Source organism: Pseudomonas fildesensis, assembly GCF_001050345.1.
In the GTDB taxonomy this organism is placed as follows: Bacteria; Pseudomonadota; Gammaproteobacteria; order Pseudomonadales; family Pseudomonadaceae; genus Aquipseudomonas; species Aquipseudomonas fildesensis.
In genome coordinates this window covers 49,954-61,876 of sequence record NZ_LFMW01000016.1, presented here as the reverse complement: position 1 = coordinate 61,876, position 11,923 = coordinate 49,954, and the positions used below count along the sequence as shown (strand labels likewise).

The window sequence follows — 11,923 nt, the reverse complement described above, 5'->3', positions numbered from 1 at the left end:
CTTTCGTGCCTTGGTCTGTGGCCGTGGGCTTTGGAGCCTTTGGGCTGCTGGCGGGCCTGCTGCCGGCGCCAGCGAGTGCCGCAAGCTGCCGCTTGTCGTTGAGCCAACCCCTTGTCGACTACGGTTCGTTGCGTACAGGCGAGCAGCCTGTAGGCCAGGGTGTTTTCCTGGGCAAGCGCACGGTGCGCCTGAATGTCGTATGCCCCGAGGCCAGCGTGATTGCACTGCGTTTTCAGGGCGTGGCGATGGATGGGCAAGGCTTCAGGTTTGGCCGTCAGGGCTCCTTCAGGCTGACGCTTGAACATCCCCAGTTGGATGGCAAACCCGTCGAGTTGGCGCAACTGCATAACCACGCCGACCGAGGAGGCCAACTGCAACCAGGCCAATCCCTGGTGGTGTTGGCCGGCGGTCTCCCGGCCAAGGGGCGCACGTTTTCTGCGCAGGTGCAGGTCGACACCTGGCTGTCGAGCGCGGCTACCGCTGTTCGCGATAAAACCACGCTGGAAGGCAACGGGCGATTCGAGCTGGTGCCTGCTGGCTGACCCGTCAGGCGGGGGCTTCGGTGGTGCGGATAAAGTTCGCCAGTTCCGTTGTTTGTGGGTTGGCGAACAGGATTTTTGGATCACCCACTTCATGCACTTTTCCTTGGTGCATGAACACCAATTTGTCCCCCACTTCGCGGGCAAAGCGCATTTCGTGAGTCACCATGATCAGCGTCATGCCGTCTTTGGCAAGCTGGCGGACCACGCTGAGCACTTCGTTAACCAGTTCAGGGTCCAGGGCTGAGGTGATTTCATCGCACAAGAGCACCTTGGGCGACATCGCCAGTGCCCGGGCAATCGCGACGCGCTGTTGCTGGCCACCTGACAGGCGATCGGGGAAGGCGTCGAACTTCTCGCCCAGTCCGACGCGCTCCAGCATCTGCCGCGCCAACTGTGCGGCCTTGGCCTTGGGCACTTTTTGCACGACTTGCGGCGCGAGCATGACGTTCTCGCCCACCGTCAGGTGCGGGAACAGGTTGAACTGCTGGAATACCATGCCGACTTTCTGCCGCAGGCTGCGCAGGTCGGCGCGGGCGGCGTCGAGGTATTCGCCATCGACCTCGATGACGCCATCGTTGATCGACTCCAGACCATTGAGGGTACGCAGCAGGGTGGATTTGCCCGAGCCGCTGCGGCCGATGATTGCCACCACCTGGCCTTCTTCTACGGTCAGGTCGATGCCCTTGAGTACGTGGTGATCGCCGTAATACTTATGCAGGGCGGAAATTCTAAGCAGAGGCATGCAGTCTCCTTTCCAGGTAGCGCGCACTGAGCGACAAGGGGTAACAGAGCAGGAAGTAACCGAGGGCCACCAGGCCGTAGACCATGAAGGGCTCGAATGTGGCGTTGGCGAGCATGCCGCCGGTCTTGGTCAGTTCGGTAAAGCCGATGATCGAGGTCACGGCGGTGCCTTTGACGACCTGCACCGAGAAACCCACGGTGGGCGCCACGGCAATCCGCAGGGCCTGGGGCAGGATCACGTAGCGCAGTTGCTCAAGCGGGTTCAGGGCCAGGCTGGCTGACGCTTCCCACTGCCCATGGGCGATGGACTCGACGCAACCGCGCCAGATTTCGGCGAGGTAAGCGCTGGTAAACAGGGTCAAGGCAATCGCCGCCGCCAGCCAGGGCGAGATATCCACCCCGAGCAGGGCAACACCGAAAAACACCAGGAAGAGCTGCATCAGTAGCGGCGTGCCCTGGAACAGTTCGATATAGGTACGGGCGATATTACGCGGGAACGCTTTTCGGCTGATGCGCATCGTCATCACCAGCAAACCGATCAGGCCGCCGCCCACAAATGCCACCAGCGACAGCAACAGGGTCCACTGCAGGCCGATGAGCAAGTTGCGTACGATGTCCCAGAAGGAAAAATCACTCATCGGCTGCTCCTCATGACGAATCGACGGCCGATCCAGTTGAGCAACTGGCGAATCATCAGCGCCATGCACAGGTACACGAGGGTGGTTAGGGCATAGGTTTCAAACGCGCGGAAATTACGCGACTGGATAAAGTTGGCGGCAAAGCTCAGCTCTTCGGTGGCGATCTGCGAACACACCGCCGAGCCGAGCATCACGATGATGATCTGGCTGCTCAGTGCCGGCCACACCTTGCCCAGCGCCGGCAGCAGCACCACATGGCGAAACGTTTCGAGGCGCGTCATCGCCAGCGCAGCCGAGGCTTCCAGTTGCCCGCGCGGGATGGCCTGGATGCCGGCGCGGATGATCTCGGTGGAGTAGGCCCCCAGGTTGATCACCATCGCCAGCACCGCGGCTTGCCATTCGGTAATTTTCAGCCCCAGGGACGGCAAGCCGAAGAAGATGAAGAACAACTGCACCAGGAACGGTGTGTTGCGGATCAACTCGACATACACACCGAAGAACCAGGCGAACGGCTGAATTTTCCACGCCCGCACCACTGCGCCGACGGTGCCCAGGGCGACCCCCAAAATGGCACCGATGGCGGTCAGCTCAAGGGTGAACAGGGCGCCGCGTAACAGCAGGTCGGTATTGGCCAGCACCGGCACAAAGTCGAATTGATAGGCCATGGGTCAGCTCCGTTGAATCAGAGGTCTGCAGGCAGCGGCTCTTTAAGCCACTGCATCGCGTTCTTTTCCAGGCTGCCGTCAGCCTTGGCCGCGACCAGGATCTGGTTGACCTTCTCCAGTAACGCCGGCTCGTTCTTGTTCACGCCCACATACACCGGCGAGTCCTTGAGCTTCACTTTCAGCGCAGGTACGCGTTTCGGGTTGCGTTCGCTGATCGCCACCATCACCACGTTGCCGCTGGCAATCAGGTCAACCTGGCCGGCCAGGTAGGCGGCGATGGTCGAGTTGTTGTCTTCGAAGCGCTTGATAGTCGCTTCTTTGGGCGCTACGGCGGTCAGCTCAATGTCTTCGATGGCGCCACGGGTCACGCTGATGGTCTTGCCCTTGAGGTCGTCAGTGGTGCTGATGGCGGCGTCAGGCGGGCCGAATACGGCCAGGTAGAACGGTGCATAGGCCCTCGAGAAGTCGATGACCTTTTCGCGCTCAGCGTTTTTGCCCAGACTGGAAATCACCAGGTCGACCTTGCCGGTGGTGAGGAACGGAATACGGTTGGTGCTGTTGACCGGGGTCAGCTCCAGCTTGACCTTGAGCTGGTCGGCCAGCAGCTTGGCAGTGTCGATGTCCAGGCCGCGAGGCTTCATGTCGGGGCCGACCGAGCCGAAGGGCGGGAAGTCCTGAGGCACAGCGACCTTGAGGGTTCCACGCGCGACGATATCGTCCAGACCGTTGGCCTGGGCGGGTGCCTGGCTCAGCATCAGGCTGGCAAACAGGGCAGTGAGCAGGGCGCTGTAGCGTTTGGTCATGGCAACTCTCCGAGAAGGGCGAAGGGGTTTTCTGATTTTGCTCAGTGCACAGCCCATGCCATCACTGCTCGAATGGCCTGGAGCGCTGGGATTTGTTGAGTTGCGGTGGTCTTACTGGTCTGAACAGTTGTCGGAAATTTCGCACCCTTTTCGAACGCGGTTAAAACCCCGCGAGCCCTTTTGGGGCGTGGCTTGCCGAAGGCTGCGAATAGCTTTACAACTAGCCGCTCTGTTGACTGGAACCTTGAGTTTTTTATGAATTCCATCGCCCAAGCCGTACCGGAAGCGGCCCTGCAAGCCATCCGCAAACTGATCAAGGAGCAAGGCTTCGGGCCGGGTGATGCATTGCCCTCCCAGCGCGACCTGGCGGTGCAGTTGGGCGTGAGTCGGGCCTCATTGCGCGAAGCGTTGTCGTCGCTGAGTGCCTTGGGCGTAGTCAGTGTGCAGCCGGGCAAAGGCGTGTTTGTGCAGGCGGCCGAAGAGTCGCCGGGGTTCGCCTGGCCCTTCGCGGCCCAGGCGACGCCACTGGATATCTTCCAGTTGCGCTATGCCCTTGAGGGGTTCGCGGCGGGGTTGGCGGCGGTGACGCTGACGATCGATGAACTCGACAGCCTGGACGATAACGTCGAGGCCATGCGCAAGGTCCTCAAGGCCGGCGACTTCGAAGCGGCTGCCCGGCTGGATTTCGAATTCCACCAGCGCATTCTCCTGGCCAGCGGTAACCAGGCCATGGTGAGCATCCTGAGCGCCAGTGCCGAGGTGTTTCTGGAGAGCCAGAAGCTACCGTTCATCCGGCCGGAGCGGGCCATGGAAACCTGGCAGGAACATCGCAGGATCCTGCGCGCCCTGGCCCGGCGTGCCAGTGCAGCGGCGCAGAAAACCATGCAGGAGCACGTGCGTAACGCAGCGTTGCGAACGGGCATTGCTTTTGTAACTCCCGTAGCGCCGTGAGTTGGGCTATACCCAAACTCATGCACCACCATAGCAAGACTCAATCAGAGGCGGCTTCCTGAACGGGGGAAGGGCGGCTATGATGGGCAACGTTTTTTTTGCTTACAATCCGGAGACATCCATGAGCAACGATCTTATCAAGCACGTCACCGACGCGACCTTTGAGGCCGAAGTACTCAAGGCTGCTGGCCCGGTGCTGGTTGACTACTGGGCTGAATGGTGTGGCCCTTGCAAAATGATCGCTCCGGTCCTGGACGACATTGCAACCACCTACGAAGGCAAACTGACCATTGCCAAACTGAACATCGACGACAATCAGGAAACCCCGGCCAAGCACGGCGTGCGTGGTATTCCTACGCTGATGCTGTTCAAGAACGGCAACGTCGAAGCCACCAAGGTCGGCGCGCTGTCCAAGTCCCAGCTGCAAGCTTTCCTCGACGCGAACATCTAAGCGTCGTCAAAAAAGCCCCGCAAATTGCGGGGCTTTTTCGTGAAACAGGGCTAGACGCTCCGAAATTCAGGTGGTACATTCGGCCCCGCACTGGTTTCTCCACTGCCCCCTGCAAGCCGTCGCCGACGCACTCCTTTTCGATTAGTACGCGATCCTGTCGCCTTCTCTGCGGCGCGGCCTCATTAAGCCAAAAGCTTAATTTCCCCCCTCCATAAATGATTACGTCATTCCTATATGAATCTGACTGAACTCAAGCAAAAGCCGATTACCGACCTGCTCCAACTGGCCGAAGAAATGGGCATAGAAAATATGGCCCGTTCGCGCAAGCAGGACGTGATTTTCTCCCTGCTCAAAAAGCACGCGAAAAGCGGCGAGGAAATCTCCGGTGATGGCGTGCTGGAGATTCTCCAGGACGGCTTCGGCTTCCTCCGCTCTGCAGACGCCTCCTATCTCGCCGGCCCAGACGATATCTACGTCTCGCCGAGCCAGATCCGTCGCTTCAACTTGCGCACCGGTGACACCATCGTTGGCAAGATCCGTCCTCCGAAGGAAGGCGAGCGTTATTTCGCCCTGCTCAAGGTCGACACGATCAACTTCGATCGTCCCGAGAACGCGAAAAACAAGATTCTCTTTGAGAACCTGACCCCGCTGTTCCCGACCGTGCGCATGAAGATGGAAGCCGGCAACGGTTCCACTGAAGACTTGACCGGTCGTGTCATCGATCTGTGCGCCCCGATCGGCAAGGGCCAGCGTGGCCTGATCGTCGCACCGCCGAAAGCCGGTAAGACCATCATGCTGCAGAACATTGCAGCGAACATCGCACGTAACAACCCTGAAGTTCACCTGATCGTGCTGCTGATCGATGAGCGTCCGGAAGAAGTAACCGAAATGCAGCGCACCGTGCGCGGCGAAGTGGTTGCCTCGACGTTCGATGAGCCGCCAACCCGCCACGTGCAGGTTGCCGAAATGGTGATCGAGAAGGCCAAGCGCCTGGTCGAACACAAGAAAGACGTGGTGATCCTGCTCGACTCCATCACCCGTCTGGCCCGTGCCTACAACACCGTGATCCCGAGCTCCGGCAAGGTATTGACCGGTGGTGTCGATGCCCATGCCCTGGAGAAACCGAAGCGTTTCTTTGGTGCTGCGCGGAACATCGAAGAAGGCGGCTCGCTGACCATCATCGCTACCGCGCTGGTTGAAACCGGCTCGAAGATGGATGAAGTGATCTACGAAGAGTTCAAGGGTACCGGCAACATGGAACTGCCCCTGGACCGTCGTATCGCGGAAAAACGCGTATTCCCGGCGATCAACATCAACCGTTCCGGCACCCGCCGCGAAGAGTTGCTGACCGCCGACGACGAACTGCAGCGCATGTGGATTCTGCGCAAGCTGCTGCACCCGATGGACGAAGTCGCGGCCATCGAGTTCCTGATCGACAAGTTGAAAGCCACCAAGACCAACGACGAGTTCTTCTTGTCGATGAAGCGTAAGTAATACGACGTTTCAGGTCCGAAAAAATGGCGCCCTTAGGGGCGCCATTTTTTTTGTGTCGAAAAAGGGAGGTTTGCGCACCCCAAGTGTCAGTTAAGAAACAAAAAAGGTGAGTGCGGCTACGCTCATCTCCATCCGAATCTGGCTGACATTCGATTTATGACCACTCTTGTTTACCGAAGAGACATTGACGGCCTGCGTGCCATCGCTGTTCTCGCCGTTGTGCTGTTTCACTTTGGGGTTCCCGGCCTTACTGGCGGCTTTGTTGGCGTCGATGTGTTCTTCGTGATTTCCGGCTACCTGATCACTTCGATTATCTGGCGCGAACGCCAGGCAGGGCGTTTCAGTTTTATCGACTTCTGGGCCCGTCGCGCCCGGCGTATCTTGCCTGCGCTGTTTGTAATGATGGCGGCGACACTGGTGGTGGGCTGGTTTCTGCTGGCGCCCAAGGACTACGAAGCGTTGGGGCGGACCGCGCACTATCAGGCGACATTCACCTCCAATCTGCTGTTTGCTCGCCAGCATGGCTATTTTGATGCCGCCTCCGACATCAAGCCTTTGCTGCACACCTGGTCGTTGTCGGTAGAGGAACAGTTCTACATCCTCTTTCCGCTGTTGCTGACGCTGCTTTCAAGCCGTTTGAAACACTGGCGCCTGGCATTGTTCGGTGTGTTGCTGGTGTCTTTTGGCATGAGTGTCTGGGCGGTAGATCATCAGCCGCAAAAAGCCTTCTACCTGTTGCACCTGCGTGCCTGGGAGTTACTGGCCGGCGCCGTGCTGGCGGTGATGCCCAATCGTGACTGGCGCGCCTCGCCCGTCCTGGCCCAAGGGGTCAGCCTGGTGTCTATGGCGCTGATCCTGATCGCCATCTTCGGTTTTGATGAGCACACCCCGTTTCCTGGTGCCGCCGCCTTGCTGCCGGTGCTGGGCGTGGTCGGGTTAATCTGGGCCAATGGGCAGCAGTACACCTGGGTCGGGCGTCTGTTGAGTTCGCAGGTGATGGTGGGCATAGGGCTTATCTCTTATTCCTGGTATCTGTGGCACTGGCCGGTGTTCGTGTACGCCAACTATGCAGCGGTGGATGGCTTGAGCACACAGGCGCTGGCAGGGCTGTTGCTGCTGAGTTTGGTGCTGGGCTATTTGTCCTGGCGACTCGTAGAAGCACCGTTTCGGGAAAAGCGCTTGCTGGCCGGCCGCACGGCGATCCTGATTGCTGCCGGCGTTGGCATCCTGTGCATTGGCTTTAGCGGCCTGGCGTTGCGCAAGTTAGATGGGGTGCCTTCGCGGCTATCCGAACAGGCGTTGCGTTATGCCCAGGCGAAGACATGGAGCCCGGAACTGCTGGCCTGTATGGCGGACAAGGACACTCCCGATGAGCGGCTGTTCTGTCACTTCGGCCCTAAAGGCAACTCGGTGTCCGCGTTGGTATGGGGCGACAGCCATGCCACCGCGCTGATTCCGGCGCTCGAGGACGCTGCCAAACGGCACGATATCAGTTTGGTCCAGGCCAGTTTTGCCGGCTGCGTGCCGCTCGATGGCCTGGAAAATATCGCCCGCTGCGCGCGTTTCAACCAGCGGGTCGAGAAGGCCATGGCCGAGCAGTCGTTCAGTGATGTGGTGCTGGCGGCGCGCTGGAGTCTGTATCTCTATGGGCAGGTGTCGGGCGACAAGGAGCATGCGATCAAGGACCCCGGCACCGGCAAGTACGTGCGCGCCGTGGCGGAACAGCGTTTCGCCGAAGGCCTGCGCGAACGCATCAAAGGGTTGCGCGCCGCCGGGCACCGGGTGTGGCTGGTCAAGGAAGTGCCACTGCAGGAAATCATCGTGCCGTACCGTCTCAGTCGCCTGGCCATGATGCATCGCTCGGTAGAAGGTGAGGGGCTGCCTGTCGCGGAGCATGAGCAACGCCAGGCCTTTATCACCCAGCTGTTCGACGAGTTGGCGGCTGCCGACGGCGGCGTGGCGGTGCTGGACCCTGCGGCCCTGCTGTGCGGCGCCGATGGCCTGTGCCGGGTCGAGCTTAATGGCCGTGCGCTGTACACCGACGATAATCACCTCTCCGACGTCGGCGCGCGGCACATCGAGGCGTTCCTGGAACCGCTGTTCAGTTCGTTGCAATCACGGGGGCTGACGGCCAATTAAGCTGCCAGCCGTCTTCAGAGCAGGTAGGATGTACGCCTATTTTACGGGTGGCATGGTTAATGAAATTCAAGGATCTTCGGGATTTCGTGCAGCAACTTGAGCAGCGCGGAGAGTTGAAACGTATCCAGGTGCCGGTTTCCCCGGTGCTGGAAATGACTGAGATTTGCGACCGTACCCTGCGCAACAAGGGCCCGGCGCTGCTGTTCGAAAACCCGACTGGCTTTGATATCCCGGTGCTCGGCAACCTGTTCGGCACCCCCGATCGGGTGGCCTTCGGCATGGGCGCCGAGTCTGTCAGCGAACTGCGCGAGATCGGCAAGCTGCTGGCCTTCCTCAAGGAGCCCGAGCCGCCCAAGGGCTTGAAGGATGCGTGGTCTAAGCTGCCAATCTTTCGCAAGATCATTGCCATGGCCCCCAAAGTGGTCAAGGACGCCGTGTGCCAGGAAGTGGTCATCGAAGGTGATGACGTTGACCTGGCCATGCTCCCGGTGCAGACCTGCTGGCCCGGCGACGTCGGCCCGCTGATCACCTGGGGCCTGACCGTTACCAAAGGCCCGAACAAGGACCGCCAGAACCTCGGCATCTACCGCCAGCAAGTGATTGGCCGCAACAAGGTGATCATGCGTTGGTTGAGCCACCGTGGCGGCGCCCTGGACTTCCGCGAGTGGTGCGAGAAACACCCCGGCAAGCCGTTCCCGGTCTCCGTCGCCCTGGGCGCCGATCCGGCCACCATCCTCGGCGCCGTCACCCCGGTGCCTGACAGCCTGTCCGAATACGCCTTTGCCGGCCTGTTGCGCGGCAACCGCACTGAACTGGTGAAGTGCCGCGGCAACGACCTGCAAGTGCCGGCCACCGCCGAAATCATCCTCGAAGGCGTGATTCACCCGGGCGAGATGGCCGATGAAGGCCCTTACGGCGACCACACCGGTTACTACAACGAAGTCGACAGCTTCCCGGTGTTCACCGTCGAGCGCATCACCCACCGGATCAAGCCGATCTACCACAGCACCTACACCGGCCGTCCGCCGGACGAACCGGCCATTCTCGGTGTGGCGCTGAACGAAGTGTTCGTGCCGATCCTGCAAAAGCAATTCCCGGAGATCACCGACTTTTACCTGCCGCCGGAAGGCTGCTCGTATCGCATGGCCATTGTGACCATGAAGAAGTCGTACCCAGGCCATGCCAAGCGGGTAATGCTCGGTGTGTGGTCGTTTTTGCGACAGTTCATGTATACCAAGTTCGTTATTGTCACCGACGACGACATCAATGCCCGCGACTGGAACGACGTAATCTGGGCCATCACCACGCGCATGGACCCCAAGCGCGATACGGTGATGATCGACAACACGCCCATCGACTACCTCGACTTCGCCTCGCCGATCTCGGGCCTGGGCTCGAAGATGGGCCTGGATGCCACCCACAAATGGCCGGGTGAAACCACTCGCGAGTGGGGCAGGGTGATCGTCAAGGATGAAGCCGTGACGGCGCGTGTCGATGCGATGTGGAAAGAATTGGGAATAGATTGATGCGTGTAACCCTGCAACCTTCCGGCGCCGTATTGGAGCTGGTCCCCGGCGAGCGAATCCTCGAAGGCGCACGCCGCCTGGGCTATGAATGCCCTCAGGCCTGTCGCAATGGCGTGTGCCACGTGTGCGCGGCGCTGTTGGTGGAAGGCCGTGTGCAGCAAGCCGGCGAGGTGCGCGACCACGGTGAGTTCTACACTTGCATTGCCGAACCGCTGGAAGATTGCATTGTGTTGTGGGATGGCGTGCTGGCGCCGGGAGAGTTGCCGTTGCGCAAGTTGTCGTGCCAATTGAGTGAATGCGTGGACGTCGGTGGCGATGTGTGGCGCGTGCGCCTGCTCGCCCCAGCCGGCAAGGCAGTGCGTTACCACGCTGGGCAATACCTGATGATCGAGCGCGAGAGCGGCGAGAAATCGGCGTTTTCCCTGGCCTCGGCGCCCCATGCCGGGCGCGAGCTGGAACTGCATGTGCTGGCCCGCGAGGACAGCGCCCGCAACCTGCTTGAGCAATTACAACGTAATCAAATGGCCCGCATCGAGCTGCCGTTTGGCGACACCCACCTGGCCGAACTGCCGGACGGGTCGCTGGTGCTGATCGCCGCCGGTACCGGCATGGCGCAGATGCACAGCCTGATCGAGCATTGCCGCGCCTCCGGCTTCAAGTACCCGGTGCACTTGTACTGGGGCGTGCGTCGTCCGGAAGATTTCTACGAGATTGAGCATTGGGACCAGTGGCTGCAACTGCCCAACCTGTTCCTGCACAAGGTGGTCAGCGACCTGTGCGGCTGGGAAGGGCGCTGCGGGCTGTTGCATGAAGCGGTGTGCGAAGACATCACTGACCTTAAAGCCGTGCATGTCTACGCCAGCGGGTCACCGGCGATGATCTACGGCACTTTGGATGCGCTGGTCGACGCTGGCATGGACGCGCACCAGATGCGCGCCGATGTATTCGCCTACGCCCCGCGCCCGTAACTCGAATTTCCTGTGGCGAGGGAGCTTGTCGGATCGCTGCACCGTCCCGTTGGGCTGCGCAGCAGCCCCAAAACTGCCGCCACGATCTATCTGAAAGACCACAGTAACTTTTGGGCTCGCTTCGCGACCCAGCGGGAGCAAGCTCCCTCGCCACAAAAGCATCCACCTGAGCGATTAAAAGCGCACGCCCGTTGTCACCATTGCCGCGTTGAACCCCAGCAGCACCAATTCCGCCGCCATCGGCCCGTAATGGGTGCCCACGGACGGAATGATCACCGGCGCTACGCCGAAACGGTTCAGCGGGATCTTGTCGCGGTACTTGCCGCGATAGCCCTGGATCGCCCCGCCCGTAACCTTCAGGTACACCGGATAATCGGCCATGTCATAGCGCTTGCCCGCATAGGCGTAGTACGAGCGCTGTCTGAACGAGTTGCGAAACGTCGCCCCGCCATACAACAGGCCTGACGCTTCATTGCGTTCCAGGCCGATCAAATCCTGGTTGTTGTTGTGGTCCGGGTCGGGCGCGAAGTGCCGGGTATAGACGCTGGTCTGCGCATACCAGAAGCCCTTGTCATCATCGGTCGGTGGCGCTTCGGCGGCGAGGGCAGTGGTTGCCTGGGCCAGTAGCAACAAGCCAGGCAATCGAAATTTTTTCATGGGTGCGACCTCGATAGTCGGTTTGGGGACGGCTAAGTGGGTCGTGGTGTGTGCGCTATTTTGAAGGTTTGGCGCGCTCCCAGGCTGAACCGGAGCTGAAAGTAGCGAGATTGCTGCCCTCAATCCTGACGAATGGGGCTCTTTGCTTATGCTTTCGCTTGTTCTTTTAAGGTATTTAATTTTTTACAAGGATAGCTTTAAGCTATATCCAGAAGGGCTACCGAACTATCCACACTAACTAAATACTGACCGCTACCGCCCGCCAGCCGGATCGACCGTACACACTCAGAGCACTGACGCTTTGATGTCTGATTGCCGGGTTTTCATCCTGGGCAGCGGTGGCAACTT

12 protein-coding genes are annotated in these 11,923 nt (G+C 60.1%); 7 read left to right on the top strand and 5 right to left on the bottom strand.

Features of this window, described 5'->3' with window-relative positions:
- The first annotated feature begins 5 nt into the window (after nucleotides 1-5).
- Nucleotides 6-542 (top strand): DUF1120 domain-containing protein, encoded by a 537-nt coding sequence (locus ACR52_RS21810; RefSeq protein WP_236692175.1) that lies wholly within the window; start codon nucleotides 6-8, stop codon nucleotides 540-542.
- Between the two features lie 4 nt (nucleotides 543-546).
- On the opposite strand, the gene ACR52_RS21805 is transcribed toward ACR52_RS21810, so the two are convergent.
- The 4 genes from ACR52_RS21805 to ACR52_RS21790 are packed head-to-tail and all read right to left on the bottom strand — an operon-like array spanning nucleotide 547 to nucleotide 3,389.
- On the bottom strand, nucleotides 547-1,284 hold the full coding sequence (locus tag ACR52_RS21805; RefSeq protein ID WP_048729341.1) for an amino acid ABC transporter ATP-binding protein: 738 nt from the start codon (nucleotides 1,282-1,284) through the stop codon (nucleotides 547-549).
- Complete coding sequence (locus ACR52_RS21800; protein WP_048729339.1) at nucleotides 1,271-1,921, bottom strand: amino acid ABC transporter permease; 651 nt, start codon at nucleotides 1,919-1,921, stop codon at nucleotides 1,271-1,273. The genes ACR52_RS21805 and ACR52_RS21800 overlap by 14 nt, the downstream gene beginning before the upstream one ends.
- Complete coding sequence (locus tag ACR52_RS21795; RefSeq protein ID WP_048729335.1) at nucleotides 1,918-2,586, bottom strand: amino acid ABC transporter permease; 669 nt, start codon at nucleotides 2,584-2,586, stop codon at nucleotides 1,918-1,920. Before ACR52_RS21795 ends, ACR52_RS21800 begins: the two co-directional genes overlap by 4 nt.
- A gap of 17 nt (nucleotides 2,587-2,603) precedes the next feature.
- Nucleotides 2,604-3,389 (bottom strand): transporter substrate-binding domain-containing protein, encoded by a 786-nt coding sequence (locus ACR52_RS21790; protein ID WP_048729333.1) that lies wholly within the window; start codon nucleotides 3,387-3,389, stop codon nucleotides 2,604-2,606.
- Between the two features lie 255 nt (nucleotides 3,390-3,644).
- Here ACR52_RS21790 and ACR52_RS21785 point away from each other — a divergent pair, with 255 nt between their 5' ends.
- From ACR52_RS21785 to ACR52_RS21760, 6 genes are all read left to right on the top strand, one after another.
- Nucleotides 3,645-4,340 carry a FadR/GntR family transcriptional regulator gene (locus ACR52_RS21785; protein WP_048729331.1) on the top strand — a complete coding sequence of 232 codons (696 nt, stop codon included), beginning with the start codon at nucleotides 3,645-3,647 and terminating at the stop codon, nucleotides 4,338-4,340.
- Between the two features lie 121 nt (nucleotides 4,341-4,461).
- Nucleotides 4,462-4,791, top strand: coding sequence for a thioredoxin TrxA (trxA, locus tag ACR52_RS21780; RefSeq protein ID WP_015886460.1), 330 nt, complete (start codon nucleotides 4,462-4,464; stop codon nucleotides 4,789-4,791).
- Between the two features lie 234 nt (nucleotides 4,792-5,025).
- A complete protein-coding gene (gene rho / locus ACR52_RS21775) occupies nucleotides 5,026-6,285 on the top strand; it encodes a transcription termination factor Rho (RefSeq protein ID WP_048729328.1) in 1,260 nt (419 codons plus the stop codon).
- Nucleotides 6,286-6,441: 156 nt separating this feature from the next.
- On the top strand, nucleotides 6,442-8,424 hold the full coding sequence (locus tag ACR52_RS21770) for an acyltransferase family protein (protein WP_048729326.1): 1,983 nt from the start codon (nucleotides 6,442-6,444) through the stop codon (nucleotides 8,422-8,424).
- A gap of 59 nt (nucleotides 8,425-8,483) precedes the next feature.
- Nucleotides 8,484-9,950, top strand: a complete 1,467-nt coding sequence (gene ubiD, locus ACR52_RS21765; RefSeq protein WP_048729324.1) for a 4-hydroxy-3-polyprenylbenzoate decarboxylase — start codon at nucleotides 8,484-8,486, stop codon at nucleotides 9,948-9,950.
- Entirely contained in the window at nucleotides 9,950-10,918 is a 969-nt protein-coding gene (locus ACR52_RS21760) for a CDP-6-deoxy-delta-3,4-glucoseen reductase (RefSeq protein WP_048729322.1), read from the top strand. The genes ubiD and ACR52_RS21760 overlap by 1 nt, the downstream gene beginning before the upstream one ends.
- Before the next feature lie 174 nt (nucleotides 10,919-11,092).
- Here the strand turns inward: ACR52_RS21760 and ACR52_RS21755 are convergent, their stop codons facing one another.
- On the bottom strand, nucleotides 11,093-11,575 hold the full coding sequence (locus ACR52_RS21755; protein WP_048729320.1) for a hypothetical protein: 483 nt from the start codon (nucleotides 11,573-11,575) through the stop codon (nucleotides 11,093-11,095).
- Nucleotides 11,576-11,923: the final 348 nt, after the last annotated feature.

Bases quoted from the DNA above. Each gene is read 5' to 3' on its own strand.
- ACR52_RS21800 (WP_048729339.1), bottom strand. From the start codon at position 1,921: ATGAGTGATTTTTCCTTCTGGGACATCGTACGCAACTTGCTCATCGGC.
- ACR52_RS21795 (WP_048729335.1), bottom strand. From the start codon at position 2,586: ATGGCCTATCAATTCGACTTTGTGCCGGTGCTGGCCAATACCGACCTG.
- ACR52_RS21760 (WP_048729322.1), top strand. From the start codon at position 9,950: ATGCGTGTAACCCTGCAACCTTCCGGCGCCGTATTGGAGCTGGTCCCC.
- ACR52_RS21805 (WP_048729341.1), bottom strand. From the start codon at position 1,284: ATGCCTCTGCTTAGAATTTCCGCCCTGCATAAGTATTACGGCGATCAC.
- ACR52_RS21785 (WP_048729331.1), top strand. From the start codon at position 3,645: ATGAATTCCATCGCCCAAGCCGTACCGGAAGCGGCCCTGCAAGCCATC.
- ubiD (WP_048729324.1), top strand. From the start codon at position 8,484: ATGAAATTCAAGGATCTTCGGGATTTCGTGCAGCAACTTGAGCAGCGC.
- rho (WP_048729328.1), top strand. From the start codon at position 5,026: ATGAATCTGACTGAACTCAAGCAAAAGCCGATTACCGACCTGCTCCAA.
- ACR52_RS21770 (WP_048729326.1), top strand. From the start codon at position 6,442: ATGACCACTCTTGTTTACCGAAGAGACATTGACGGCCTGCGTGCCATC.
- ACR52_RS21755 (WP_048729320.1), bottom strand. From the start codon at position 11,575: ATGAAAAAATTTCGATTGCCTGGCTTGTTGCTACTGGCCCAGGCAACC.
- ACR52_RS21790 (WP_048729333.1), bottom strand. From the start codon at position 3,389: ATGACCAAACGCTACAGCGCCCTGCTCACTGCCCTGTTTGCCAGCCTG.
- trxA (WP_015886460.1), top strand. From the start codon at position 4,462: ATGAGCAACGATCTTATCAAGCACGTCACCGACGCGACCTTTGAGGCC.